General features: G+C 71.1%; 21 protein-coding genes and 2 pseudogenes. 8 read left to right on the forward strand and 15 right to left on the reverse strand.

The features are described from left to right. Position 1: 1 nt before the first annotated feature. Positions 2 to 1120, reverse strand: coding sequence for a hypothetical protein (locus tag ABZ845_RS18400; protein ID WP_360980394.1), 1119 nt, complete (start codon positions 1118 to 1120; stop codon positions 2 to 4). 208 nt (positions 1121 to 1328) lie between these two features. Between ABZ845_RS18400 and ABZ845_RS18405 the strand changes: the two genes are divergently transcribed. Continuing rightward, a complete protein-coding gene (locus ABZ845_RS18405; protein WP_360980397.1) occupies positions 1329 to 2483 on the forward strand; it encodes a cystathionine gamma-synthase in 1155 nt (384 codons plus the stop codon). 52 nt (positions 2484 to 2535) lie between these two features. Here the strand turns inward: ABZ845_RS18405 and ABZ845_RS18410 are convergent, their stop codons facing one another. The 3 genes from ABZ845_RS18410 to ABZ845_RS18420 form a co-directional block, all read right to left on the reverse strand. Next, entirely contained in the window at positions 2536 to 2784 is a 249-nt protein-coding gene (locus ABZ845_RS18410) for a hypothetical protein (RefSeq protein ID WP_360980400.1), read from the reverse strand. A gap of 47 nt (positions 2785 to 2831) precedes the next feature. Continuing rightward, on the reverse strand, positions 2832 to 3356 hold the full coding sequence (locus ABZ845_RS18415) for a sigma factor-like helix-turn-helix DNA-binding protein (protein WP_360980403.1): 525 nt from the start codon (positions 3354 to 3356) through the stop codon (positions 2832 to 2834). Positions 3357 to 3619: 263 nt separating this feature from the next. Continuing rightward, entirely contained in the window at positions 3620 to 4117 is a 498-nt protein-coding gene (locus ABZ845_RS18420) for a MarR family transcriptional regulator (RefSeq protein ID WP_360980406.1), read from the reverse strand. 164 nt (positions 4118 to 4281) lie between these two features. On the opposite strand from ABZ845_RS18420, the gene ilvA reads away from it, so the two are divergent. The 3 genes from ilvA (at position 4282) to ABZ845_RS18435 (ending at position 7652) form a co-directional block, all read left to right on the forward strand. Then, positions 4282 to 5511 (forward strand): threonine ammonia-lyase, encoded by a 1230-nt coding sequence (ilvA, locus tag ABZ845_RS18425; protein ID WP_360980409.1) that lies wholly within the window; start codon positions 4282 to 4284, stop codon positions 5509 to 5511. 282 nt (positions 5512 to 5793) lie between these two features. Further along, positions 5794 to 6804: an ATP-binding cassette domain-containing protein gene (locus ABZ845_RS18430; protein WP_360980412.1), complete on the forward strand. Its 1011-nt coding sequence runs from the start codon at positions 5794 to 5796 to the stop codon at positions 6802 to 6804. After that, entirely contained in the window at positions 6801 to 7652 is an 852-nt protein-coding gene (locus ABZ845_RS18435; RefSeq protein ID WP_360980415.1) for an ABC transporter permease, read from the forward strand. The genes ABZ845_RS18430 and ABZ845_RS18435 overlap by 4 nt, the downstream gene beginning before the upstream one ends. A 70-nt stretch (positions 7653 to 7722) precedes the next feature. Here ABZ845_RS18435 and greA read toward each other — a convergent pair whose 3' ends face one another. Both greA and ABZ845_RS18445 read right to left on the reverse strand, forming a co-directional pair. After that, positions 7723 to 8223 (reverse strand): transcription elongation factor GreA, encoded by a 501-nt coding sequence (gene greA, locus ABZ845_RS18440; RefSeq protein WP_360980418.1) that lies wholly within the window; start codon positions 8221 to 8223, stop codon positions 7723 to 7725. Positions 8224 to 8391: 168 nt separating this feature from the next. Beyond that, the gene (locus ABZ845_RS18445; protein ID WP_360980421.1) at positions 8392 to 8790 is read right to left on the reverse strand and encodes a DUF4307 domain-containing protein; all 399 of its coding nucleotides are present in this window, start codon (positions 8788 to 8790) and stop codon (positions 8392 to 8394) included. A 157-nt stretch (positions 8791 to 8947) separates the two neighbouring features. On the opposite strand from ABZ845_RS18445, the gene mca reads away from it, so the two are divergent. Together mca and ABZ845_RS18455 are read left to right on the forward strand one after the other, a co-directional pair. Continuing rightward, positions 8948 to 9826: a mycothiol conjugate amidase Mca gene (gene mca / locus ABZ845_RS18450; RefSeq protein WP_360980424.1), complete on the forward strand. Its 879-nt coding sequence runs from the start codon at positions 8948 to 8950 to the stop codon at positions 9824 to 9826. A gap of 6 nt (positions 9827 to 9832) precedes the next feature. Next, positions 9833 to 10108, forward strand: a complete 276-nt coding sequence (locus tag ABZ845_RS18455) for a hypothetical protein (protein WP_360980427.1) — start codon at positions 9833 to 9835, stop codon at positions 10106 to 10108. Between the two features lie 254 nt (positions 10109 to 10362). On the opposite strand, the gene ABZ845_RS18460 is transcribed toward ABZ845_RS18455, so the two are convergent. Next, entirely contained in the window at positions 10363 to 13563 is a 3201-nt protein-coding gene (locus ABZ845_RS18460; RefSeq protein ID WP_360980430.1) for a tetratricopeptide repeat protein, read from the reverse strand. Between the two features lie 266 nt (positions 13564 to 13829). On the opposite strand from ABZ845_RS18460, the gene ABZ845_RS18465 reads away from it, so the two are divergent. Then, the gene (locus ABZ845_RS18465; RefSeq protein ID WP_360980433.1) at positions 13830 to 15857 is read left to right on the forward strand and encodes a thioredoxin domain-containing protein; all 2028 of its coding nucleotides are present in this window, start codon (positions 13830 to 13832) and stop codon (positions 15855 to 15857) included. Between the two features lie 38 nt (positions 15858 to 15895). Here ABZ845_RS18465 and ABZ845_RS18470 read toward each other — a convergent pair whose 3' ends face one another. The 4 genes from ABZ845_RS18470 to ABZ845_RS18485 all read right to left on the reverse strand — a co-directional run bounded on the left by ABZ845_RS18470 (position 15896) and on the right by ABZ845_RS18485 (position 19714). Then, complete coding sequence (locus ABZ845_RS18470) at positions 15896 to 16627, reverse strand: Mut7-C RNAse domain-containing protein (RefSeq protein WP_360980436.1); 732 nt, start codon at positions 16625 to 16627, stop codon at positions 15896 to 15898. A 25-nt stretch (positions 16628 to 16652) separates the two neighbouring features. Then, positions 16653 to 17303: a TetR family transcriptional regulator gene (locus tag ABZ845_RS18475; RefSeq protein WP_360980439.1), complete on the reverse strand. Its 651-nt coding sequence runs from the start codon at positions 17301 to 17303 to the stop codon at positions 16653 to 16655. 11 nt (positions 17304 to 17314) lie between these two features. After that, the gene (locus ABZ845_RS18480; protein ID WP_360980442.1) at positions 17315 to 18874 is read right to left on the reverse strand and encodes an MFS transporter; all 1560 of its coding nucleotides are present in this window, start codon (positions 18872 to 18874) and stop codon (positions 17315 to 17317) included. 126 nt (positions 18875 to 19000) lie between these two features. Continuing rightward, on the reverse strand, positions 19001 to 19714 hold the full coding sequence (locus tag ABZ845_RS18485) for a hemolysin III family protein (protein ID WP_360980444.1): 714 nt from the start codon (positions 19712 to 19714) through the stop codon (positions 19001 to 19003). Between the two features lie 310 nt (positions 19715 to 20024). Between ABZ845_RS18485 and ABZ845_RS18490 the strand changes: the two genes are divergently transcribed. Next, positions 20025 to 21848 carry a phosphoenolpyruvate carboxykinase (GTP) gene (locus ABZ845_RS18490; protein ID WP_360980447.1) on the forward strand — a complete coding sequence of 608 codons (1824 nt, stop codon included), beginning with the start codon at positions 20025 to 20027 and terminating at the stop codon, positions 21846 to 21848. 162 nt (positions 21849 to 22010) lie between these two features. Here ABZ845_RS18490 and ABZ845_RS18495 read toward each other — a convergent pair. The 4 genes and pseudogenes from ABZ845_RS18495 to ABZ845_RS18510 all read right to left on the reverse strand — a co-directional run. After that, positions 22011 to 22583, reverse strand: a pseudogene (locus ABZ845_RS18495) (hypothetical protein); the annotation flags it as partial. A gap of 11 nt (positions 22584 to 22594) precedes the next feature. Beyond that, positions 22595 to 22912 (reverse strand): annotated as a pseudogene (locus tag ABZ845_RS18500) (hypothetical protein); the annotation flags it as partial. Positions 22913 to 23290: 378 nt separating this feature from the next. Beyond that, positions 23291 to 23755, reverse strand: coding sequence for a hypothetical protein (locus tag ABZ845_RS18505; protein ID WP_360980450.1), 465 nt, complete (start codon positions 23753 to 23755; stop codon positions 23291 to 23293). Positions 23756 to 23871: 116 nt separating this feature from the next. Next, complete coding sequence (locus ABZ845_RS18510; protein WP_360980453.1) at positions 23872 to 25083, reverse strand: pyridoxal phosphate-dependent aminotransferase; 1212 nt, start codon at positions 25081 to 25083, stop codon at positions 23872 to 23874. Between the last annotated feature and the right edge of the window lie 340 nt (positions 25084 to 25423).

The following is a 25423-nucleotide window of genomic DNA, read 5'->3' on the forward strand; positions in this document are numbered from 1 at the left end:
CTCAGTGCGGCAGCGTGGCGGGGCTTCCGCCGTTCGCCTCGAACCCCGCCACCGCGAGGGCCCGGTACACCGCGTAGTCAGCGGCCGGGTCGGCGGTCAGGGTCCAGGGCAGGGCGCCCACATGACCGTCGATGTGGACCAGCTGGGCCATCGCCTCCAGCCATCGCTCGCCGCGGACCAGGAAGAAGACCAGGAGGTGGCGGACGTGCGCCAGCATCGGATCGTCGGGACGGGCCGACCGCACCGCGAACAGCGCGCCGTGGACCGCCTTCGTGACGACCTCGCTCTGGTAGAAGCTGCGGACCAGGTTCACCTCGGGGAGGTGCTCGAAGACCGCGAACAGCGGCATGGCGGCCAGGAGCGAGCCCTGCGGGGCACGCGCGGCGGCCGACTCCGCGAAGGCGTACGCCAGCTCCCGCGAACCGTGCCACTTCTCGCACCAGTAGTGCAGGGCCGCCAGGTGCGCCCCCATGTGGGCGGGGGCGCGGTCGATGATCTTCAGCCACAGCTGCTCGAAGTCCGGCTGCGCATAGGCGAGCCCGCGGGCCACGGAGAGTTCGATGATGTACGGGACCGGGTCACCGGGGGCCAGCAGCGCGGCCTCCGCGCACGCCGACCGCGCCTCCTCCATGATGATCCGGAACTCGTCGGTGCCCGGCGTCGAGGTGCGCCACGCCTGCTGCACCAGGAACTCCGCGTGCACGGCCGCGCCGCCCGGGTCCTTGGGAGCCTCGGCGCGCCACACCCTCAGCCACTGGCCGCCCGGCATCTCGCTCACACCACCGGGCCGCTGCATCAGCTCCAGGGAAGCGGCGCCGGCGAAGGCCTGCACACGCTGCCAGCGTGCCTCGCCCTCCGTCTCGGTTCCGGCCAGGAGCTGCGAGGCCGCCCGGTAGTCCTGGGCGCGCTGCACCACGTCCAGGACATCCAGCAGGTCCTGGTCGGGGCCGGGCATGCGCACGTCGAGCTGCTCCTGGCGCACAAAGCCGTAGTCCGCCGGGTCCGCGGCGTCCGGGTCGCCCGGCGTCACCAGCTGAATGCCCGAGCGCCGGCGCCTGACGACAGGCAGCAGGACCATGCTGAACAAGGCCAGCGCCATCAGGACCCAAAGAATCACCATGCGTCAAGCGAACCAGACGGGTCGGACACTTGGCCAACCTGGTCGCCGGCCTGTGGGCGACCCGCCGCCTCCCGCGGCCCCTGGCCGCCCTCCGCCGCCGGTCCGGCTGCCGCGCCGCCGCCCGCCGGGCACGGCCCGCCTCACCAGCACACCTGACCGTACGCCGCTGTCCACCGTCCATGCCGCGGGCGCACTACCCTCGGTGCTCATGAGCGACAGGCATATCAGTCAGCACTTCGAGACCCTCGCGATTCACGCGGGGAACACCGCCGACCCCCTCACCGGTGCGGTCGTCCCGCCGATCTACCAGGTGTCGACCTACAAGCAGGACGGCGTCGGCGGGCTGCGCGGCGGCTACGAGTACAGCCGCAGCGCCAATCCGACCAGGACCGCCCTGGAGGAGAACCTCGCCGCCCTGGAGGGTGGCCGTCGCGGCCTCGCGTTCGCGTCCGGACTGGCGGCCGAGGACTGCCTGTTGCGTACGCTGCTCGCCCCGGGCGACCACGTGGTGATCCCGAACGACGCGTACGGCGGCACGTTCCGTCTCTTCGCCAAGGTCGTCTCGCGGTGGGGCGTCGAATGGTCGGTCGCCGACACCAGCGACCCGTCCTCCGTACGGGCCGCGCTCACCCCGAAGACGAAGGCCGTGTGGGTGGAGACCCCCTCCAACCCGCTGCTCGGCATCACCGACATCGCCGCCGTCGCCCAGATCGCCCACGAGGCGGGCGCGAAGCTCGTCGTGGACAACACGTTCGCGACTCCCTACCTCCAGCAGCCCCTCGCGCTCGGCGCCGACGTCGTCGTGCACTCTCTGACCAAGTACATGGGCGGCCACTCCGACGTCGTGGGCGGCGCGCTGATCACGGACGACCAGGAGCTGGGTGAGGAACTCGCGTACCACCAGAACGCGATGGGCGCGGTCGCCGGCCCCTTCGACTCCTGGCTGGTCCTGCGCGGCACCAAGACGCTCGCCGTCCGCATGGACCGGCACAGCGAGAACGCCGCCAAGGTCGCCGACATGCTCACCCGGCACGCGCGCGTGACGCGCGTCCTGTACCCGGGGCTGCCGGACCACCCCGGTCACGAGGTCGCCGCGAAGCAGATGAAGGCGTTCGGCGGCATGGTCTCCTTCCAGGTCGAGGGCGGCGAGGAGGCGGCCGTCGCGGTCTGCAACCGCGCCAAGGTGTTCACGCTCGGCGAGTCCCTGGGCGGTGTGGAGTCCCTCATCGAGCACCCGGGGCGCATGACGCACGCCTCCGCCGCGGGCTCGGCCCTGGAGGTCCCCGCGGACCTGGTCCGTATCTCCGTTGGCATCGAGAACGTGGACGACCTCCTGGAAGACCTCCAGCAGGCCATCGGCTGATTCCTCCGGGCCCTCGTCCCTCTGGTCGCTCGCTTCTCGCTCCGCCGGCGGGTCACCAGTCGCTGACGGGTGGAGTCGTCGTCGACGGCGGCTCCACCCAGGGCCGTGCGACCGACGCCCAGATCACGAAGGCAAGGGCCGCGGCGAGCAGCGCCAGCCACAGCACGCGGCGCGTCGCCGTCCCACGGCGCAGCATGCGTATCCCGCGGCGCACCGCCTCCGGGTACAGGTCGGGCGGCACCGTGGGAGGCGTCTGCTCCAGCATCCGCCGCACCATCGCGTCACGGTCGGGCACCCTCATCCGTCACCCCGTTCCCCCGCCGAAGGGCCGGGCCTCATGCGGCCCGGTCACGACGGCACCGCTTTCGCGAGCGCCGCCGCCGTACCGGCCGGCGGGTGCAGCAGCGTGGCCATGGCCCTCGCACAGATCGCGCGCACCCGATCGACGGGCAGACCGAGCAGGGCGGCCGTCTGCTCCTCCGCCACGCCCTCGTACATCCTCAGGACCAGGACGAGCCGCTCCCGGGGCGACAGGGACGCGAGCAGGCCGCCCGGGCCCCGGCGGCGCCGGCCCAGCGCTCCGAGACCGCCGAAGGTGCCGAGGCCCCCGTACTGGTGCCATGCCTCGCGTGCGAAGCGGGTGGCCAGATGCTGGCGCGCCCGGTCATAGGGGTCGTCACCGCGCAGCCGGTCCCAGGAGGCATACGTCTGGGCGAGGGCCAGCGCGATCAGGCGCCGCGCGCGCGGGTTGTCGTCCGGCGCCTCCGCCGTGAGGAGAGTGGCGGCATGCAGCAGCCGCCCGGCCGCGCCCGCGACGAACGCCTCGAATTCCCGGGCACGGCGGGCTTCCTGGGACGCACGCCGTTCCTGCACCGCGCCTCCCGCCTTGAGGGCGACCACCGACCATGAAAAAGAGCAGGGTCGAACAGGTCTCCCGTCGCGTGCGGAAGCGGCGGCACGGCCACGGCGGAGGGAGCGTGTACGGCGCGCCGGTCCGCGTACGACAGGGGTCCGGTCTCATATGAGACCGGCGGTGCCCCCGGGGTCAAGAGCCGGGGCGTGCTCGCCCGCACGGGCGGCCGGGGAGAGGACGCAGTGCGTGCGGCGAGCGGTGTACGAGGTGTGCGCCCCGTGGCTCAGGAAGCGGGCTGCGCCTCGGCCCCCGGAATCCTCTGCCGGGCGGAGAGGGCCGCGTTGAAGCGCGTGAGCAGCGTGCAGAAGTCCGTGCGCTCCTCGGGCGTCCAGTCGTTCGTCAGTTCGGCCATGAGCTGCCGCCTGGAGGACCGCACCTCTTCCAGGCGGGACAGCCCGCGCGGGGAGAGCTGGAGCACGACCGCGCGCCCGTCCTCCGGGTGGGAGGTGCGCTTGACAAGTCCGGTGTCCACCAGCGGGGCCACCTGCCGGGTGACCGTCGACGAGTCGATGCCCATGCTCGCGGCGAGCGCCTTGACGCCCATCGGGCCTTCGTTGTCGAGACGGTTGAGCAGCAGGTATGCGGCACGGTCCATGGAGTTGCGCACCTGCCCCACCCCGCCGAGCCGTGTCTGCTCGGCGCGGCGCGCGAACACCGCGACCTCGTGCTGCAGCGTGTCCAGAAGACCGGGGTCACCGACGGTCGTCATGTCCATCGACATTTCAGGTGTTGTGGGCATGGCCGGGGGCTCACTTCATGCGTGGGGAGCTGGGTTGGGGGACAGGGTACGCGGCCGGAGCGCGGGCCGTACCGGCGCTGCGCAAACCCGTTCCACGGCTTGGTCACACCCGATGCGGGCGGGCGTGAACTGCGAGACTGGTGGTCATGAGGTACAGCACGGCCGGCTCCTTGCCCATGGTGACGCTGGACGACGTACGCGGCGCCCAGAAAATGCTCTCGGGGATCGCTCGCATCACCGCCATGGAGGGCAGCAGATACCTGTCCCAGCTGGTCGGCGCCCCGGTGCACCTGAAGTGCGAGAACCTCCAGCGGACCGGGTCGTTCAAGCTGCGGGGCGCCTATGTGCGCATCGCGGGGCTGCTGCCCGAGGAGCGGGCGGCGGGCGTCGTCGCGGCGAGTGCGGGCAACCACGCGCAGGGTGTCGCCCTCGCCTCCTCGCTGCTCGGTGTGCGCTCCACGGTCTTCATGCCCCGGGGCGCCCCGCTGCCGAAGATCAGCGCGACCCTCGAGTACGGCGCCGACGTACGGCTGCAGGGCCAGGTGGTGGACGAGACGCTGGCCGCCGCGCAGGAGTACGCCGCCGACACGGGCGCGGTCTTCATCCACCCCTTCGACCATCCGGACATCATCGCCGGCCAGGGAACGGTGGGTCTGGAGATCCTGGAGCAGTGCCCGCAGGCGCGCACGATCGTCGTGGGTGTCGGCGGCGGAGGGCTCGCCGCGGGCATCGCGACCGCGGTGAAGACGCTACGGCCGGACGTTCGGGTGGTGGGTGTGCAGGCGGAGGGTGCCGCCGCGTATCCGCCCTCGCTGGCGGCCGGACACCCGGTGGCGGTGCGCAACCCGGTCACCATGGCTGACGGCATCAAGGTGGGGCGGCCCGGCGACGTGCCCTTCCGGATCGTCCAGGAGCTGGTCGACGAGGTCCGCACGGTGCCGGAGGACGCGCTGTCCGCCGCGGTGCTGCTCTGCCTGGAGCGGGCCAAGCTGGTCGTCGAGCCGGCGGGCGCGGGCCCGGTGGCCGCCCTGCTGAGCGACCCCGGCGCCTTCGACGGCCCGGTGGTGGCGGTGCTGTCCGGCGGCAACGTCGATCCGGTGCTGCTGCAGCGCATCCTGCGTCACGGCATGGCCGCGCAAGGACGCTACCTCGCCGTCCGGCTGCGGCTGACGGACCGCCCCGGCGCTCTGGCGACGCTTCTGGCGGCGTTGTCGGCCGCTGACGCCAACGTCCTGGACGTGAGCCACATCCGGACCGATCCACGGCTCGGGCTCACGGAGGTGGAGGTCGAACTGCACCTGGAGACCAAGGGCCCGGAACACTGCACGGAGGTCGGCCAGACGCTGCGGGAGGCCGGGTACGTGGTCATCGACTGAGGCCGGGTACGCGGTCATCGACCGGGGCCGGGTACGCGGTCATCGACCGGGGACCGGTGCGACGTCGAGTGCGCGGAATACCCTCTTGAGTGACGCGATACATCGCGTTATGGTTTCCGTCGAGCCATCTGCTTGCATTCGCATCCGCACCGGGGCCGTGCTGCCGCATGCGGGTAAACCCCTCGAACGCGAGGCGTCCCACATCGTAGGGTCGTTGCCTCAGCGCTCACCCCCACCTCCCACTCCTCAACCCCTGACTCCCCGACGACGTGGAGAAGTGATATGCCAGGCGCCATCTATGCCGAAGGTCTGGTGAAGACCTTCGGTGACGTAAGGGCTCTGGACGGCGTCGACCTCGACGTCCCGGAGGGCACCGTGCTGGGCCTGCTCGGGCCGAACGGCGCGGGCAAGACCACCGCGGTCCGCTGTCTGACGACCCTGTTGCGCCCCGACAGCGGCAGGGCGACCGTCGCGGGGATCGACGTGCTCAAGCACCCGGAGGCCGTGCGCCGTTCGGTCGGTCTGTCCGGGCAGTTCGCCGCGGTGGACGAGTATCTGACCGGCCGCGAGAACCTCCAGATGGTCGGGCAGCTGTACCAGATGAGAGCGAGGGCGGCCAAGCAGCGGGCCGCCGAGCTGCTGGAGCAGTTCCACCTCACGGACGCCGCCGACCGGCCCGCGAAGACCTACTCCGGCGGTATGCGCCGCCGTCTGGACCTCGCGGCGGCCCTGGTCGTCCGGCCGCCCGTGATGTTCATGGACGAGCCGACGACGGGTCTCGACCCGCGCAACCGCCAGCAGCTCTGGGAAGTCATCAAGCAGCTCGTCTCCGGCGGTACGACGCTGCTGCTCACCACCCAGTACCTCGAAGAGGCCGACCATCTGGCGCACGAGATCTGTGTCGTCGACCACGGCCGCGTCATCGCCCGCGGCACCTCCGACGAGCTCAAGGCGCGCACGGGTGGCGAGCGGGTGGAGGTCGTCGTGCACGAGCGCGGGGACATCGAGACCGCGGCCGAGGTCCTGCGCGGCTTCGGCAAGGGCGACACCACGGTCGAGGAGCACACGCGCAAGCTCACGGTGTCGGTCACCGGAGGTGCCAAGCTCCTCGCCGAAGTCATCAGGGAACTCGACCGCCGGGGTGTGGAGATGGACGACATCGGGCTGCGCCGCCCCACCCTCGACGATGTGTTCCTGTCCCTGACCGGCCATGTCGCCGAGCAGGAGTCCGAGGACAGCGGCGCGGCCGAGGACCCCAAGGCCCGCATGCGCGCAAAGGAGGCCGCCAAGTGAGCGCCACCACCGACACCGTGCCCGCCGCGGTGCCCGCGAACCCCGTCGCGCAGTCCGTCCGCGACTCGTTGGTCGTCGCCAAGAGGAATCTGATCCGCATGGGCCGGATTCCCGAGATGCTCGTGTTCGGGCTGGTCCAGCCCATCATGTTCGTGGTGCTGTTCACCTATGTGTTCGGCGGCTCGATCCAGGTGGGCTCGTCCACCTCGACCCAGGCCTACCGCGAGTTCCTGATGGCCGGCATCTTCGCCCAGACCGTCACGTTCGCCACGGCGGGCGCCGGTGCGGGCATCGCCGACGACATGCACAAGGGGCTCATCGACCGCTTCCGCTCCCTGCCGATGGCGAGGGGCGCCGTGCTCACCGGTCGTACGCTCGCGGACCTCGTGCAGTCGGCGCTCACCCTCGTCGTCCTGGCGGTCGTCGCCGTGATCGTCGGCTGGCGCACGCACGAGGACTTCGGCAAGGTGCTCGCCGGATTCGGCCTGCTCCTGCTGCTCGGGTACGCGTTCTCGTGGATCGGCGCGCTCATCGGCCTGTCCGTGCGCACTCCCGAAGCGGCGACCTCGGGCGGCCTGATCTGGCTGTTTCCGCTGACGTTCATCTCGAACGCGTTCGTGGACGCGAACCAGATGCCGGCCTTCCTGCGCCACATCGCGGAGTGGAACCCGTTCAGCGCCACCGTGCAGGCGTGCCGCGAGCTGTTCGGCAACCTCCCCCCGGGCTTCAGGACGCCCGACGCCTGGCCCATGCAACACCCGGTGTGGGCCTCGCTGATCTGGTCGGTCGTGATCATCCTGACCTTCCGTACGCTCGCGGTCCGCAAGTACCGCCGGGCTGACGGCTGACGGCTGCCCCCGAGGAACGCGGACGCCCCCGGTGCCTCAAGGCACCGGGGGCGTCGTCGACAGGTGGGGCTCAGCCCTGGTAGGGCTCGGCCTTCAGGATCTTCACCGAGGACTTCTTGCCGTTCGGCAGCTCGTACTCCGCGTCCTCGCCGACCTTGTGGCCGATCACGCCGGCGCCGAGCGGGGACTGCGGCGAGTACGTCTCGATGTCGGCGCTCGCGTACTCGCGGGAGGCGAGCAGGAACGTCATCGTGTCGTCCTCGTCACCGTCGAAGGCGATCGTCACGACCATGCCGGGTGCGACGGTACCGTCGGCCGAAGCCGGAGCCTCGCCGACGTGGGCGTTCTCAAGGAGCTGGGTCAGCTGGCGCACACGGAGCTCCTGCTTGCCCTGCTCCTCCTTGGCCGCGTGGTACCCGCCGTTCTCGCGCAGGTCGCCCTCCTCACGCGCAGCGGCGATCTTGGCGGCGATCTCCGTGCGCGCAGGACCAGTAAGGTACTCAAGCTCGTCCTTGAGCTTGTTGTACGCCTCCTGGGTCAGCCAGGTGACGTTCTCGCTGGTCTGGGTCACAGGGTGCTCCTCGTCGGTACTGGGAATACAAAGCATCGCCCTACCCAGAAGAATGTTCCTCCACGGGAGGGCGAAACCACGAGCCTAACAATTCAACGGCCGAAGGGGGAGGACATAAGCCATCAGCATTCCATCAACCCAGGTCAGGGTCGTGTGAGAAGGGTGACGTCAGTCGGCGTGGCAGCCCAGCAGCTCCGCGGTGGTGCCCGGCGCCGTTGTGCGCAGCGTGACGACCTTGTCGATACGCGTGGCACGGCCGCCGAACCGGAAGTCCGCGCGCCCCACCTCGGTGCCGTCCGCGGCCTGTGAACGCAGGGTGCAGTAACCGGTGGCACCGGCGTCCTTGTGCACCTCCAGGTGGGCCTCGACCGTGTCGTGCGACGCCTGGAAGGTGATGACCTGCGCGCTGATCTTGTTCTCGACGATGTAGTGGTATGCGAACCAGCCCACGACGACAAGCAGCAGCGCACCCAGCACACTGCCGACGATCTTGAGGGTGCGGTCGGCCCGCTCGTCGGCGGAGCGGCCGTAGCGGCCCTCGGGAAGCCGCGCGCTGGCCGTGCTCATGATCGTCCTCTCGGCAGAACAGCGGGACGAATGTCCCTCGAGGGGTACTCCGGGACGGGGCCCGGAATTTTTCACCCCCTGATTCGGTCACTATAGAAGCCGCCCATTGCGCCGAATCACGCTGGGCGCCGACTTGCCGAGTTACTGAGGATGAGTCTTGACTGACCAACTGCGACTGATGGCCGTGCACGCCCACCCCGACGACGAGTCGAGCAAGGGCGCGGCCACCATGGCGAAGTACGTGTCCGAGGGGGTGGCTGTGCTGGTCGTGACCTGCACAGGCGGAGAACGTGGCTCCATCCTCAACCCGAAGCTCCAGGGCGACAAGTACATCGAGGAACACATCCACGAGGTACGCAAGAAGGAGATGGACGAGGCCAGGGAGATCCTGGGCGTCGAGCAGGAGTGGCTCGGCTTCATCGACTCCGGCCTCCCGGAGGGCGACCCCCTGCCCCCGCTTCCCGAGGGCTGCTTCGCCCTGGAGGACGTGGACAAGGCGGCGGGCGAGCTGGTCCGCAAGATCCGTGCGTTCCGTCCGCAGGTGATCACCACCTACGACGAGAACGGCGGTTATCCGCATCCCGACCACATCATGACGCACAAGATCTCCATGGTGGCGTTCGAGGGCGCGGCGGACACCGAGAAGTACCCGGAGCAGGAGTTCGGCGCGGCGTACCAGCCGCAGAAGCTCTACTACAACCAGGGATTCAACCGTCCCCGCACCGAGGCGCTGCACAACGCGCTGCTCGAGCGCGGCATGGAGTCGCCCTACGGGGACTGGCTCAAGCGGTGGGACGAGTTCGAGCGCGTCGAGCGCACGCTGACCACCCATATCCCGTGCGCGGACTTCTTCGAGATCCGGGACAAGGCGCTGATCGCGCATGCCACGCAGATCGACCCCGACGGCGGCTGGTTCCGCGTTCCGCTGGAGTTCCAGAAGGAGGTCTGGCCGACCGAGGAGTACGAGCTGGCGAAGTCCCTCGTGGACACCTCGCTCCCGGAGGACGACCTCTTCGCGGGCGTCCGCCGGCCTTGAGGGACAATGCCTGACATGAGCGCAAGCGCGAGCCTGGCAATGACGCACCTCGTCCCCCTCGCCGAGGTCGACCAGAACAAGGTCACCCCCGGTGTCCTCGGCTTCATCGTCTTCGCGGTGATGGCCCTGGCGGTGTGGGGCCTGATGAAGTCCATGAACCGGCACATGGGCAAGGTCGACTTCGCGGTGGACCGTGAGGAGGACGCCTCCGACGCCGCGGACAAGGCCGGGAAGAAGGACTCCGGCACAGTGGGCGGCGCGCCGAAGGCCCAGCGGGGCTGACGCTTTCCCGGGAGCCGCGGCCCGACACGGGGCGCGGCCCTTCCGGGACGGACGACCCGCGGCCCGCCCGTGTGCTGCGCCCGCGTGCCGCCCGCCCTCCGCCTCCCGCCCGGTCCGCCGCCGGGCCGCCCCGCCCTGCGCGCCCGCCGCCGTGCGCGCCGAAGGCCGTACGTGCTCGCGGCCGGGTGCGCGCACCGCCGGGATGAGCCCGCCGCCGGACGGACCCGGCCGGCTGCCGGGGGCCACCGGTGGTCTCAGCCCCGGGCGTCAACCTCCACCCCCATCACCTCCCGGGCGTGCCGGCCCGGCACCATGCCCAGACCCCAGGCCTGCCAGCCGCCCTCCAGGCTCACGCCCCGCTCCAGCAGCAGCCGGAACGCCCCCACGCAGTCGTCCAGCTTCTCGTCCCTCGCCGGATGCCCGGTCCGGGACAGCTGCGCCAGCTCCTCCTGGGCCACCGCCGTGCCCACCTCGATGCCGCCGGGGGAGGCGTAGGGAAGCAGAGTGCAGCGCAGGAACCGGGCCCAGTCCCCGCCCCTGCGGTCGCCGTACGACGTGAACAGGCCCACCGCCTCGTCGCACAGGGCCAGCGCCTGCTGGGTGCGCGCGTTTCCCGCGTCCACCACCGCCAGCTCCAGGCAGGTCCATGCCTCGCCATGGGCCACGCCGATGCGCTGGAAGTCCGCCCTCGCGTCGACCAGCAGCTGACGGGCGAAGCCGGAGTTGCGCAGGGAGCCGGTCCGAGCCGCCTGCTGGTCGCGGGTGGCCCGTGCCGAGTGGTGACGGGCGCAGGCCAGGCCGTACACGTCCCGCATACGGGAGAAGAGCGTGCGCGCGCGTTCCAGCTCACGGACCGCCTTGTCGAGGTCGCCCCCCTCTTCCAGCGCCTGGCCGAGGTAGTAACCCGTCCACGCCTCGCCGCGTGCGTCCTCGTTCTCCCGGTGGCGCGCGGCGGCCCGGCGCAGGGAATCGGCCGCCGCTGCGGCGTCCCCCGCGACCAGCCGGGCGCGGGCCAGCTGCGTCAGGGCCCAGGCCTCGCCGCGCGCGTCCTGGGTGCGGGTGTACAGATCCAGGGCCGCATGCAGTTCGCTCTCCGCGCGGGGAACGTCCCCGAGGCGCAGATCCAGCTGTCCAAGCTGGAAGTGGGCCCAGGCCTCGCCGTGCACCGACTCGTTCTCCCGGTGCAGGACCAGGGCGCGGGTGAGCAGGTCCAGCGCCGGTGCCAGACGCGCCCGGTCGCGCTCCACCGCCGCCAGCGCGTGCATCGTCCACGCGCGGTCCGCCGTCAGCTCGGGGGAGGCCTGGAGGTCCATCGCCTCGTGAAGCCTCGCCGCCGCCTCGGTGAGGTTGCCCTGGTGGTGGAGCGTGATGCCGAGGGAGCACAGCGCCCGCGCCGCCCCCGCGTCGTGATGCGCCTCCCGGTACAGGTCCACCACCGAGGCGAGCGTCGTGCGCGCCTTGTCCAGCTCGCCCAGCTGTCGCGCCGCGATGCCCGTACGCCACTGCACCGAACGCACCAGCAGCCCCTGGTCGACGGCCTGGGTCAGCTCGCTGATCTCGCCCAGGCGGTAGAGGTCGCCGCGCAGCAGACAGTAGTCGCACAGGGCGCCCAGCAGATTCATCACGGCCGCCTGGTCGACGCCCTCCGTGTGCCGCAGGGCGGCGGTGATGAAACTCGACTCGTCGTCCAGCCAGCGCAGCGCCGCGTCCAGGGAGGTGAAGCCGTGCGATCCGAAGCGGTCGGAGCGGGTCGACACATTGCCGTCCACCAGCCGCAGCACCGAGTCGGCCAGCTCCCCGTAGTTCACGATCAGGCGTTCCTGCGCGGCCGTGCGCTCGGCCGGGTCCTCCTCGTCCGCCAGCCGGGCCTGGGCGAAGGCCCGTACGACGTCGTGCAGGCGGTAGCGGTCGCCGCGTACGTGGTCGATCAGACCGGCGCGCGCGAGCGTCCGCAGTGACCGGGTCGCCTCCTGTTCGTCCGCGCCCAGGAGGGCGGCTGCCGCGGCCGCGCCGAGGGACGAACGCCCCGCCAGCGCGAGTCGCCGCAGCAGACGCCGCGAAGTCTCCGACTGGTCGGTGTAGCGCAGCCACAGGGCCCGTTCCACCGGCTCCACCGGACCGTACGCGCCGAGGTCCGCAGCCAGCCGGCGCGGGCTGCGCGGACCGAGGGACGAACCGGCGACGCGCAGCGCGAGCGGCAGCCCGCCGCACAGCTCCCTGATGCGGTCGGCGGCCTCGGCGTCGTACGGTCCCGGATCGTCCTGGGCCGTCGCCTTCAGCAGTTCCTCGGCCCCGGCGGCGTCCAGCGCCTCGACGGGCAGCTGATGCACGCGCGCCGGGAGGTCCTGGGGCAGGTCGAGGGGGCCCCGGGCGGTGACGAGGACCAGGCTCTCGGAACGCTCCGGAACGAGCATGCACACCTGCTCGGGATCACGGGCGTCATCGAGCACGACGGCGACCGGCAGGCCCGTCAGATGCTGGTGGTACAGCTCGCTCAGCCGCTTGATCTGCTGGTCCGGGGCGGAGCGCTCACGGAACAGAAGCTGCTCGCGGGGCGCGCCCAGCCGGTTGAGCAGATGGAGCAGGGCGTCACGGGTGGACAGGGGCCGCTCCTCGGCGCTGTCGCCGCGCAGATCCACCACGCACGCGCCGCGGAAGTGGTCCCTGAGCTCGTGCGCGGCACGGATCGCGAGCGCGGTGCGCCCGGAACCCGGGCCGCCGTGCAACACGACCACCGTCGGCTCGGTCTCCGTGCCGGCGCGGGCCGCCTGGACCCACTGGCCGATCTGTGCCAGCTCCCGGCGGCGGCCCGCGATCGGGCCCGATGCGTCGGGGAGTTGGTCGAAGGACTGCTCAAGTACGGTGCGCCTGCGGGCCGCCGCGCTCTTGTCGGTACGGCGCAGCTGGGGCGAGCCCTTGCGGGTGGTGGCGGAGGCGACGATCACCCGCTGCTGGTCGAGGAAGGGGCGGATGCCGCGTACGTCCAGAGCGGTCAGCCACTGAAGGCGCAACTGCTCCGGGCCGCCTGGCCTGCCGAGTTCTCCGGCGCGCCGGCTGGCCGCGGGCAGATGAGACGCGGTCACCTTCGCCACCGTGGCCGCGGCCCCCACGACCCCGGCGGTGGCGCCCGCGCCCAGCGCCGTGCCGCCGCCCGTGCCCAGCGCGAGGTCCGCGACACACGCCGCGACGGCGGCCAAGCCCGCCACCAGCAGCGCGGTCCCGGCCCCTGACTGCGCACAGCGCTGGCCGAAGCTCAGCCGCCCGGCCTCCGCCTCGTCGAGGGCGCGCGCATACGCCTCGTACTCCTCCCCGGCCGTCGCGGCCATGGCGTCGAGCGCTCCGCGCGCCCGCGACAGCAGCACGGCGCCGTCGGTGCGACCGCCCGACCGGCGCACCTCCTCCTCCACGGCCCGTGCCAGCAGCCGCTCGGCCTCCGCCCGATGGCCGTCCCGCATGTCACGTCCCCCTCCGGCGTCAACTCCGTTTCCACCCAGTGTCCTTCGAGTAGGGCGTGAGCGCGAGGGTGTGATCGGCGGGCATCAACCCTTCGCACGCTCGCTGCCCTGCCCCCGACCGGCCCCGACCCGGCCGAGGCGCGATGCGCAGGGGTCGTGGCCCGCAAGGGAAGCCGACGGGACGCGGGCGGCGCAGAGCCCTCCGGACCACGCCCGTCGGCCCCTGCGGTACCGCGCCGTGCCCGGCGCCGTGGGAGAGTGGAGGCGTGAACCGACTGGCCCATGAGACGTCCCCGTACCTGCTTCAGCACGCCGGCAACCCGGTGAACTGGTGGCCCTGGGCGGAAGAGGCGTTCGAGGAGGCGCGGCGGCGCGATGTCCCCGTGCTGCTGAGTGTGGGCTATTCGAGTTGCCACTGGTGTCACGTCATGGCGCACGAATCATTCGAGGACCCGGAGACGGCCGCCGTCCTCAACGAGCACTTCGTCAGCGTCAAGGTCGACCGCGAGGAGCGCCCCGACGTCGACGCCGTATATATGGAGGCCGTCCAGGCGGCCACCGGCCAGGGCGGCTGGCCCATGACCGTCTTCCTCACCCCGGACGCCGAGCCCTTCTACTTCGGGACGTACTTCCCGCCCGCCCCGCGCCAGGGCATGCCCTCCTTCCGCCAGGTACTCGAAGGGGTGCACCAGGCATGGGCGGGGCGCAGGGACGAGGTGGCGGAGGTCGCCGGGAAGATCACACGCGACCTCGCCGCACGCGAGCTGTCCTACGGGGACGCGCGGGCCCCCGGTGAGGACGAGGCCGCCCAGGCGCTGCTCGGACTCACCCGCGAGTACGACCCGCAGCGCGGGGGCTTCGGCGGCGCGCCCAAGTTCCCGCCGTCCATGGTCCTCGAGTTCCTGCTGCGCCACCATGCCCGCACCGGCTCCGAGGGCGCCCTCCAGATGGCGCGGGACACCTGCGAGCGCATGGCGCGCGGCGGTATCTACGACCAGCTCGGCGGCGGCTTCGCCCGCTACTCCGTCGACCGCGACTGGGTGGTGCCGCACTTCGAGAAGATGCTCTACGACAACGCGCTGCTGTGCCGGGTGTACGCGCACCTGTGGCGCGCCACGGGTTCCGAGCTCGCCCGCCGGGTGGCCGTGGAGACCGCGGACTTCATGGTGCGCGAACTGCGCACGAACGAAGGCGGGTTCGCCTCCGCGCTCGACGCCGACAGCGACGACGGAGGCGGGCGCCACGTCGAGGGCGCCTACTACGTCTGGACGCCGGCACAGCTCACCGAGACCCTCGGCCAGGAGGACGCCGAACTCGCCGCCCAGTACTTCGGCGTCACCGAGGAGGGCACGTTCGAGCACGGCAGCTCCGTCCTCCAGCTCCCGCAGCGTGAGGTCATGGCCGACGCGGAGAGGACCGAGTCGATCCGGCGACGGCTGCTCGCGCGCCGGGGGGAACGCGCAGCCCCCGGCCGCGACGACAAGGTGGTCGCCGCCTGGAACGGTCTCGCCGTCGCCGCCCTGGCCGAGACCGGCGCCTACTTCGACCGCCCCGACCTCGTGGACGCCGCGATCGGGGCCGCCGACCTCCTCGTACGGCTGCACATGGACGAGCACGCCCGCCTCACCCGTACTTCGAAAGACGGCCGTGCCGGCGCCAACGCGGGCGTGCTGGAGGACTACGCCGATGTCGCCGAGGGCTTCCTCACCCTGGCCTCCGTCACCGGGGAGGGCGTCTGGCTGGAGTTCGCCGGGTTCCTGCTCGACCATGTGCTCACGCACTTCACCGACGACAGCGGGGCGCTGTACGACACCGCCGCCGACGCGGAGCAGCTGATCCGACGCCCCCAGGACCCCACCGACAACGCCACCCCGTCGGGCTGGACCGCCGCGGCGGGCGCCCTGCTGTCCTACGCCGCGCACACCGGATCCGAACGCCACCGCATCGCCGCGGAGCGGGCGCTGGGTGTCGTGAAGGCGCTCGGCCCCCGTGTGCCGCGCTTCATCGGCTGGGGGCTCGCCGCCGCCGAGGCGTTCCTCGACGGGCCGCGCGAGGTCGCCGTCGTCGGTCCGGCAGTCGACGATCCGGCCACAAGGACCCTGCACCGTACGGCACTTGTCTCGACGGCCGCGGGCGCGGTGGTGGCCGTGGGCACTCCGGGCAGCGATGAGCTCCCGCTGCTCGCCGACCGGGTCATGGTGAGGGGCGAGCCGACGGCCTACGTCTGCCGCAACTTCACCTGCGACGCCCCGACCGCCGACCCCGAACTCCTCCGCAGGGCCCTGAACAGCTGAGACGTCCTGACCGGCCGCACCGGCCGAAAGCCCAAGTACTAGGCGCGGCTCGGGAACTCGGCGAGGGCGCGTTCCACGATGGCCTCCAGCTGTTCGTGGTGTGCGCCCTTCCAGTAGGCGCGACCGCACGCGGCGCACTGCGCGAAGACGTCATAGGACCGCCGGGTGCCGTGTTCGAGCTGGTCCACCACATCCTCCTTCGTGGCGTCGCGGAGCAGTCCGTTGCACGCGGTGCACCGCGTCCACGGCCGCAGCTCGGGCGCGAACCGGTCGAGCACGTCGCGAAGTTGGTCGTCGGGCCGGGTGCTGTATACATACGCGCCCGCCCACAGCTCACGGCGGTGCAGCAGACCCCGGTCGCGGCTGAGCATCACGCGCCGCTCTGCCGCCGAACGGGCCGCGAGAGCGGCATCGCCGATGTCCGTGGACTCGTACGCCGCGTCCACACCCAGCAGCCGCAGCCGGCGGGCCAGGGTGCCGAGATGGACGTCCAGGAGGAAGCGGAGCGGGGCGCCGGGCACCCGCTGGGGGCGCTCGACGGGGCGTACCTCGACCGACTCGCCGGCGGCCGGAACATGGGAGGGAGCCGAGTCACGGCCGTCCACGAGGAGCGCCCCGACCTCGGTCAGGGGCACACCCAGCGACTCGACGACATGGCCGAGTGTGGCGGCGCCGTCGGTGACGACCTTCGTGGCGCCCTCGCGTCGCCGGTGCGTGACGAAGAGCCCCAGCTCGGGGGCGAACGCGATATGGATCTCGGGTCCGTTCACCTGGTCAGGATGGCACGAGGAGGTGTCAGGGAGCCTCGGATTTCCGGCGCCCGAGACCGTGCTCCAGAACGTCCAGTGCGCGTACGGCGTAGTCGCCGAGGTCGCCCTCCTGGCCGTGCTCGGCCCAGTAGCGCGAGGCTTCCAGCAGTGCGCCGAAGACACCCATGCAGTACACGCGTACTTCGAGGTCGTCGGGGTCGCGTCCGGTGCGCTCGGCCACCACCCGGCACATCATCTGGCCGGACACGGACATGCTCTCGTTCATCCGGGCGCGGACCGCGGGCACCTCGACCATCAGCCGGCTGCGCAGCCGCATCTCGGCGGGTGTCTCGTAGTCGCCCGACATGCTGCGCCTGAGGGCACTGCGGATCACGTGCCGCAGCGAGTCGGGCAGCGGCTCGTCCGCGGGCCGCGCGCGCAGTTCCTCCTCCAGGAGCGGGTCGTACTCGTCGGTGATCACGATGTCCTCCTTGGTGGGGAAGTACCGGAACACCGTGGAGGGGGACACCTCCGCCGCCTCCGCGATCTGCTCGATGGTGGTCGCGTCGTACCCCTGTTCCTGGACCAGCTGGTACGTCGCCCTGCGGATCGCCATACGAGTCTTGATCTTCTTCCGCTCGCGCAGCCCCAGACGGGGTTCGGCGGCGGGGGTCGAGCGGTGTGCGGTGGCGGCCATGGTCGCCATTGTCAGGCATTCTCCGGGTCGGGGACCATGGCGGGGTCCGCCTCCGGGACGTGGGGCGCCGGGCGCGGGCCGGGGACGAGGGCCGCCGCGAGCAGTGCCGTGACCAGGGCGGCCATGCCGCCGATCAGGAGCACCAGGTCCATGCCGTGGACGTAGGCGGCGTTCGCGGAGGCGGCCAGGGCCCGGTCTCCGAGCCGCGCGGCGACCATATGGGCGCCGACCACGGAGTCTGCGGCGCTGTGTGCGGCCGTGTGCGGGAGGGCGGATATGTCGAGGCGGTCCTGGTAGGCGCCGGCGAGCAGCGAACCCAGCAGCGCGATGCCGATCGCGCCGCCCACCTGGCGCACGGTCATGAGCAGCCCGGAGCCGCTGCCCGCCCGGTCCCGCGGCAGTGCGCCGAGCGCCGCGTCCATGGCCGGGACCACCGCGAGACCGAAGCCGAGCCCGGCGATCGACAGCCACAGCGCGGTGAAGCCGTACCCGTCCCGCACCGTCGTACGGCTGCCGAGGAACGCGGCGAAGGCGAGCACCACGAGCCCCACGCTGATCACCGCGCGCGGCCCGAACCGGGAGACGAGCGGGGCCGCGCCCTGCGCCGCGACCAGCAGTCCGCCCATCATCGGCAGCATCCGCACCCCCGTGGCGAAAGCGTCATGGCCGAGGACCGCCTGGAGGTACTGCGGCAGGACGAACATCAGTCCGGACAGCACGAACATGACCAGGGTGGCGGCCAGCGTGTTGACCAGGAAGCCGCGGTGGGTGAACAGGGAGAGGTCGAGCATAGGGCGGGCGCTGCGCCGCTCACGCACGACCAGCAGCGCGATCAGTATCGCCGAGGTGGCGAAGAAGCCCAGGATCAGCGGGTCGCCCCAGCCGCGGTCCGGTGCCTCGATGATGGCGTAGATCAGGATGCCGAGGCCGGACGCGGTGAGCGCGGTGGACACGGCGTCGACCCTGGGGGAGCCCGGGTCGCTGGTCTCCGGCAGCAGGAAGACACAGGCGGCGATGCCGATCGCGGCCATCGGCACGTTGATCAGGAACACCGACCCCCACCAGAAGTGGTCGAGCAGCCAGCCGCCGACGATCGGCCCGAGCGGCAGCCCCAGGGCGGACGCCGCTGAGACGGCGCCGACCGCCTTGGTGCGCTCGTCGGACTCGAACAGCGAGGGCAGGACCGCCATCGCGAGCGGCATCACCAGTGCTCCGCCGACACCCATGACCGCGCGGGCGACGATCACCGACGTGACGTCGTCGACGAGCGCGCCGACCAGGGAACCGGCCAGGAACACACCCAGACCCGCTATCAGCATCCGGCGCCGCCCGAACCGGTCGCCGAGGAGCCCCGCCGGGAGCATCAGCGAGGCGAAGACCACGACGTACGCGTCCGCCATCCACTGCTGGCGGCCGGTGGAGGCGCCCAGGTCCCGGGCCATCGTCGGCAGCGCGACATTGAGGATCGTCATGTCGAAACCGAGCACGAGCATGCTCGCGACCAGGGCGCCGAGCGCCCACCAGCGACGCGGGTCCCGCTGACTCGTCGCGGTGTTCTTGATAGTCACCATGAAATGAGGGTAACTGTCAAAAGGTTGTGTGTGTCAATGGCGATTCACTCTCACGGGCAAGCGAAAAGGCCGCGGCTGAGAAGCCGCGGCCTTGGGGAACCGGCTGGGAGGGGGCGGGGCGCCTGACTACCCGTGCTGATACGCCACGAGAGAGATCCCGACGTAGTGCACGACGAACGCCGCGAGGGTGAAGGAGTGGAAGACCTCGTGGAAGCCGAACCAGCGGGGCGACGGGTTCGGGCGCTTGATCCCGTAGATCACACCGCCGGCGCTGTAGAGCAGGCCGCCGACGATGACGAGTACCAGGACGGCGATCCCGCCGGCGCGCATGAAGTCGGGCAGGAAGAAGACGGCCGCCCAGCCCATCGCGATGTAACAGGGTGTGTAGAGCCAGCGCGGGGCGCCGACCCAGAACACCCGGAAGACGATGCCGGCCGCCGCCGCACCCCAGATGCCCCACAGCAGCCACTGCCCCTTCGCGCCCGGAAGGAGCAGCAGGGTCAACGGGGTGTACGTGCCCGCGATGATCAGGAAGATGTTCGCGTGGTCGAGCCTGCGCAGGACGCCGTCCATGCGCGGGCTCCAGTTGCCCCGGTGGTAGAGCGCGCTGACGCCGAAGAGCAGACAGGCCGTCAGGACGTAGATGCCACAGGCGATGCGCCCTCTTGTCGAGTCCGCGAGAGCCGTGAGGACCAGACCGGCGATCAGGACCGCCGGGAACATGCCCAGATGCAGCCAGCCGCGGAGCTTCGGCTTGACCGGATGAAGCGACGGGAGCGCAATGGGACCGCGGCCGGCGTCCGGCGGGTCCATGGGCGCGTCGGGGACGGACGCAGTCATGGGCCGCATGGTACCTACGGAACCGTAAGTTAGGGATCAAGGTGCGACCGATATCACCCGTACCGTACCGCCCTGGTGGGCTCCACGCCACGGCAAAAAATCCTTCAGCTGAACCCTACGTGCACGCAAAGAATCACGGTGACACGTGGCGATCCTCACTTTGCTCAGGTGTGACGTCCTCTGGACAGATGGGCAAACTCGTCAGAGGATCAAATGAGTGCGGTCGGCACCGGATGAGCGGGCTACGAAGCATCCGGGCCGCGGCCCCCAAGGGGCACTCAACAAAAGAACCCCTCATCTAGGAGCAATCGTGGCGCGCGACATCGCGGCTCCCTCTACCGTCCCCACCCAGCACAAGGACCTGATCTCGTGGGTCAACGAGATCGCCGAACTGACGCAGCCGGACAGCGTGGTCTGGTGTGACGGATCCGAGGCCGAATACGAGCGCCTGTCTGAAGAGCTCGTCCGCAAGGGCACCTTCAAGAAGCTCGACCCGATCAAGCGCCCGAACTCCTACTACGCCGCCTCCGACCCGACCGATGTGGCCCGGGTCGAGGACCGGACGTTCATCTGCTCCGAGCAGGAGCAGGACGCCGGCCCCACGAACCACTGGAAGGCCCCCGCCGAGATGCGGGAGATATTCCAGGGCGACAAGGGCCTGTTCCGCGGTTCCATGCGCGGTCGCACGATGTACGTCGTGCCCTTCTGCATGGGCCCGCTCGGCTCGCCGCTCTCCGCGCTCGGCGTGGAGATCACGGACTCGGCCTACGTCGCGGTCTCCATGCGCACGATGACCCGGATGGGCAGCGCTGTGCTCGAGGAGCTCGGCGAGGACGGCCGCTTCGTGAAGGCCGTCCACACCCTGGGCGCCCCGCTGGAGCCCGGCCAGGAGGACGTCCCCTGGCCCTGCAACCGGACCAAGTACATCTCGCACTTCCCCGAGACCCGTGAGATCTGGTCCTACGGCTCCGGCTACGGCGGCAACGCCCTGCTCGGCAAGAAGTGTTACGCCCTGCGCATCGCCTCCGTCATGGCCCGCGACGAGGGCTGGCTGGCCGAGCACATGCTGATCCTCAAGCTGACGCCCCCGCAGGGCGAGTCCAAGTACGTCGCCGCGGCCTTCCCGAGTGCCTGCGGCAAGACGAACCTCGCCATGCTGGAGCCGACGGTCTCCGGCTGGACGGTCGAGACGATCGGCGACGACATCGCGTGGATGCGGTTCGGCGAGGACGGCCGTCTGTACGCGATCAACCCCGAGGCCGGATTCTTCGGCGTCGCGCCCGGCACAGGTGAGCACACCAACGCCAACGCGATGAAGACTCTGTGGGGCAACTCCGTCTTCACGAATGTGGCGCTCACCGACGACAACGACATCTGGTGGGAGGGCATGACGGAGGAGACTCCCGCCCACCTCACCGACTGGAAGGGCAACGACTGGACGCCCGAGTCCGGGACCCCGGCCGCCCACCCCAACGCCCGCTTCACCGTCCCCGCCTCGCAGTGCCCGATCATCGCGCCGGAGTGGGAGGACCCGAAGGGCGTGCCGATCTCGGCGATCCTCTTCGGCGGCCGACGCGCCTCCGCGGTCCCGCTGGTGACGGAGTCCTTCGACTGGAACCACGGTGTGTTCCTCGGCGCCAACGTCGCCTCCGAGAAGACCGCCGCGGCCGAGGGCAAGGTCGGCGAGCTGCGCCGCGACCCGTTCGCGATGCTGCCGTTCTGCGGCTACAACATGGGTGACTACATGGGTCACTGGGTCGAGGTCGCCAAGGACAAGGACCAGTCCAAGCTGCCGAAGATCTACTACGTCAACTGGTTCCGCAAGAACGACGAGGGCAAGTTCGTCTGGCCCGGCTTCGGCGAGAACAGCCGCGTCCTGAAGTGGATCGTGGAGCGCCTGGACGGCAAGGCCGAGGGCGTCGACACCCCGATCGGCATCCTGCCGACCAAGGCCGCGCTGGACACGAACGGCCTGGACCTCTCGGAGTCCGACCTCGAGTTCCTGCTCACCGTCGACAAGGAGGTGTGGCGCGAGGAGGCCGCCCTGGTCCCCGAGCACCTCAACACCTTCGGCGACCACACTCCGAAGGAGCTGTGGGACGAGTACCGCGCACTGGTGCAGCGCCTGGGCTGACGCCCTCCCGTTGACTCCGCGGCCGGTCCGACACTGCCCTGACCAGCGATGTCGTCACGAAGGCCGGTCGCGGGGACAAGCACCACACATGGGCCGGGGCCCCGCACAACGGCGTGCGGGGCCCCGGCCCATGTGCTCCCGTGCCCGCTCCCCGGGCTCAGGGGAGCGGTCCTCGAGACAGCGCGTGTGGGTCTCCTGCCGCCGCGCCTCGGTCTCACGCGGGGCCGCCGCGAGCCGGTCCGCCTCCTCGTGCAGAAGCGTGAGCCGGCGTTCCAGATGGCGTTCCGCAGGCTCCTGCCCGGGGGCCGGCCGGCTCCACCAGCGTGTGCGTACGTAGGTGTCGACGGCCTCCGGAAGGTCCTGGCGCACGGTTCGCGACAGCGCGTGCCCGCCCTCGGGATCCTGCGCGAGCACCTCGACCCAGCCGGGGTCGAGCGGGGCGGTCAGCAGCCCGGTGAGCTCGGTGAGCCGCCCGGAGGCGGCGGGCGGCAGCTCGTCCGCCAGATACGTCCGCGGTCTCTCGAAGTCGGTGCGCAATTCGTCCAGTTGCGCGGAGGGGTCCGGGAAGTCCGGCAGCGGCGGACGCTCCGGAGGGGCGATCGGCGCGCCCGCTCCGTACAGACCGGCGACGACGACGGGCCAGTACGGGCCCGCCACGCCCGTGAAGGTGAGCACGAGCCCCGCGATACCGCGGGCGCTCCCGGCGAGGTTCTTGCGGGACTCGGCGTAGCGCAGGACCTTACTGGGTAACCACGGATCTCCTTGAACGCACCGTCGAGCGAGCCCTCCCGGGCGTCGAAGAGACGCCCGCCGGTCAGGGTCGCGATGTGCTCCGGCTCCGACCGGTCGGAGCCGCCGAAGAGGATGGGGAAGACGGGGATGTTCCGCTGCCGGGCGCTCAGATCGCGGTAGAAGCCGTCGAAGTCCCCGGCCTTGACACCCGTGGTGTTCTCGCCGTCCGTCATCGGCACGATCGAGGTGAACGCGTCACGGTCGTCGCCGAGGTGCTCGTAGGCCTTCTCCAGGGAGGTGTAGATCGCCGTGTCGCCGTCGGCATCCAGGGCCCTCTTGTCCTGCCCTCGCGGCCCGCGACGACGGCGGTCACAACTCCGCCCGTCAGCAGTACCGCGAGGACGATTCCTGCGATTCGTCTCACGCGGGGAGCGCGCTCCCGGAACTCGACGTTCCTCCCGGCCGGGGATGAACCCCTGGCGACGGAGCCATCCCGGTATGCAACGGGAGCGGGGGGGTCCGGCGGCACGCGTGTTCAGGGCACGGGGGTGCCGGGTCCGAGGCCGAGCGGGAAGGGGGTCCGCCGCCCGTTGTGGAGGCGGGGCCTCGGCCGGGCCGGGAGCCGCGTCATGGCGCCCGGTCCGCGCGACGCTGCGGGTGCACGCGGACCGGGGCCGTCTCGGGGAGCCGCTTCGTGCGGCTCGGGGGCGTCAGCCGGTGGCGACCGGTGCCTTCGGCGCGGTCAGCGCGGCGCTGTGCGCGTCCATACGCTGTGCCGACAGGATCGCCGCCGCCGTGTCCGCGCGGGACGCGGCCACCACCAGGGCGCGGCCCGCCAGTGCGTGGGCCCGGCGGTGGAGGGCCGCGGTGTGCGGCTCGCCGGCGCGTGCGCCGCGGGGCGCGCGGACCGGCGGCGCTGCTTGACCGGGTTCCCGGCCGGGATCGGGCAGGGGGGAGCCTCCGCGCAGCCGGGCCACTTGCTCGGCGAGCCGCAGGGCGGCCGTGTCCAGCTCCTCGGCGGGTTCCAGGGCGCGCAGCTCGTCCGTCACCGCGAGCAGGGCCGCCAGATGCCCCGCGAGCTGGATGTCCAGCTCTTCCTCACGCGAGCGGTGCGGGAAGTCGGAGGTCGTGCCGGCCATCGAGTGCACCGACTTGGTGCGGATCGCTTCGTACATGGGACGGCCTCCTGTGCTCCGACAGGAAGCCATCCTAGCTTGGATTTCGTCTAAAGTTGAAGCTGATCGGAAAGTGCCTCTGATCGCGCGTCGCACCCGGGCGCGCGGGGCCGGCGTCAGGGCTGGCTGTAGCCGTCCAGGAAATGGCCGATGCGGGTGATCGCCGACGTCAGGTCGGCCACGGTGGGCAGTGTCACCACGCGGAAGTGGTCGGGCTCCGGCCAGTTGAAGCCCGTCCCCTGCACCACCATGATCTTCTCGCGGCGCAGCAGGTCGAGGACCATCTGCCGGTCATCCTTGATCTTGAACACCTTGGGGTCGAGGCGGGGGAAGAGATACAGCGCACCCCTGGGCTTCACGCAGGTCACGCCGGGGATCTGCGTCAGCAGTTCGTACGCCGTGTCCCGCTGCTCCTTCAGGCGCCCGCCCGGCAGTACCAGATCGTTGATCGTCTGGCGTCCGCTGAGCGCCGCCACGACGCCGTGCTGGCCCGGCATATTGGCGCACAGGCGCATATTGGCGAGGATCGTCAGCCCCTCGATGTACGACTCCGCGTGCGCCCGGGGACCCGAGACCGCCATCCAGCCCACCCGGTACCCCGCCACCCGGTACGACTTCGACATGCCGTTGAACGTGAGGGTCAGCAGGTCGGGGGCCACGGCGGCCGTCGGGGTGTGCGTCGCGCCGTCGTACAGGATCTTGTCGTAGATCTCGTCGGAGCAGACGAGCAGGTTGTGGCGGCGCGCGATGTCCGTCAGGCCCCGCAGCATCGCCTCGTCGTAGACCGCGCCCGTGGGGTTGTTGGGGTTGATGATGACGATCGCCTTGGTGCGGTCGGTGACCTTCCGCTCCACGTCCGCGAGGTCCGGCATCCAGTCCGACTGCTCGTCGCAGTGGTAGTGCACGGCCGTGCCGCCGGACAGCGAGACCGCCGCCGTCCACAGGGGGTAGTCCGGGGCGGGCACGAGCACCTCGTCGCCGTCGTCCAGCAGGCCCTGCATCGCCATCACGATCAGTTCGGAGACGCCGTTGCCGATGAAGACGTGCTCGACGTCGGTCTCGATGCCGAGGGTCTGGTTGTGCATCACGACCGCCCGGCGGGCGGCGAGCAGGCCCTTGGCGTCGCCGTATCCGTGCGCCGTGGAGACGTTGCGCAGTATGTCCTCGAGGATCTCGGGCGGGCACTCGAAACCGAAGGCGGCCGGATTGCCGGTGTTGAGCTTGAGGATGCGGTGACCTGCTGCTTCCAGCCGCGTCGCCTCCTCGAGAACCGGGCCCCGGATCTCGTAGCAGACATTGGCGAGCTTCGTGGACTGGATCACCTGCATGACCGCGAGCTTACGGGTGTGTAACGCTTCGCGCCGCGTGTTTTCCACCACGTGGGACGGGGGCGGACCGGCCTGCTACCGCCGGTAACTGCGCCGCCCGCCTCCCGGCACCCCCGGATTTCGCCTCACCTCCGTGCCGGCGGCGGGGTGAGCGGGGCGGATGCCGGGAACCAGGCGCCGTGCATCCATTCCCCCGTTCGAGTGCATCGGGCCGACTGTGGGCGGGCTCGCCCGGTGTTCCGGGGTGAGATGGCGTCGGCGCGGCCGAAAAGGGCTCCTTGTTCGCGCGCACCCCCACGCTCACAATGCGCATGACAATGCCAGGTGGCCGGAAAACCTC

It is taken from the genome of Streptomyces sp. NPDC047022 (assembly GCF_040644155.1).
In the GTDB taxonomy this organism is placed as follows: domain Bacteria; phylum Actinomycetota; class Actinomycetes; order Streptomycetales; family Streptomycetaceae; genus Streptomyces.

What these genes read in the sequence shown, in the direction of transcription:
- ABZ845_RS18400 (WP_360980394.1), bottom strand. Translation starts at nt 1,120, where the DNA reads ATGGTGATTCTTTGGGTCCTGATGGCGCTGGCCTTGTTCAGCATGGTC.
- ABZ845_RS18405 (WP_360980397.1), top strand. Translation starts at nt 1,329, where the DNA reads ATGAGCGACAGGCATATCAGTCAGCACTTCGAGACCCTCGCGATTCAC.
- ABZ845_RS18410 (WP_360980400.1), bottom strand. Translation starts at nt 2,784, where the DNA reads ATGAGGGTGCCCGACCGTGACGCGATGGTGCGGCGGATGCTGGAGCAG.
- ABZ845_RS18420 (WP_360980406.1), bottom strand. Translation starts at nt 4,117, where the DNA reads ATGTCGATGGACATGACGACCGTCGGTGACCCCGGTCTTCTGGACACG.
- ilvA (WP_360980409.1), top strand. Translation starts at nt 4,282, where the DNA reads ATGAGGTACAGCACGGCCGGCTCCTTGCCCATGGTGACGCTGGACGAC.
- ABZ845_RS18430 (WP_360980412.1), top strand. Translation starts at nt 5,794, where the DNA reads ATGCCAGGCGCCATCTATGCCGAAGGTCTGGTGAAGACCTTCGGTGAC.
- ABZ845_RS18445 (WP_360980421.1), bottom strand. Translation starts at nt 8,790, where the DNA reads ATGAGCACGGCCAGCGCGCGGCTTCCCGAGGGCCGCTACGGCCGCTCC.
- ABZ845_RS18455 (WP_360980427.1), top strand. Translation starts at nt 9,833, where the DNA reads ATGCCTGACATGAGCGCAAGCGCGAGCCTGGCAATGACGCACCTCGTC.
- ABZ845_RS18460 (WP_360980430.1), bottom strand. Translation starts at nt 13,563, where the DNA reads ATGCGGGACGGCCATCGGGCGGAGGCCGAGCGGCTGCTGGCACGGGCC.
- ABZ845_RS18475 (WP_360980439.1), bottom strand. Translation starts at nt 17,303, where the DNA reads ATGGCCGCCACCGCACACCGCTCGACCCCCGCCGCCGAACCCCGTCTG.
- ABZ845_RS18480 (WP_360980442.1), bottom strand. Translation starts at nt 18,874, where the DNA reads ATGGTGACTATCAAGAACACCGCGACGAGTCAGCGGGACCCGCGTCGC.
- ABZ845_RS18485 (WP_360980444.1), bottom strand. Translation starts at nt 19,714, where the DNA reads ATGACTGCGTCCGTCCCCGACGCGCCCATGGACCCGCCGGACGCCGGC.
- ABZ845_RS18505 (WP_360980450.1), bottom strand. Translation starts at nt 23,755, where the DNA reads ATGTACGAAGCGATCCGCACCAAGTCGGTGCACTCGATGGCCGGCACG.
- ABZ845_RS18510 (WP_360980453.1), bottom strand. Translation starts at nt 25,083, where the DNA reads ATGCAGGTGATCCAGTCCACGAAGCTCGCCAATGTCTGCTACGAGATC.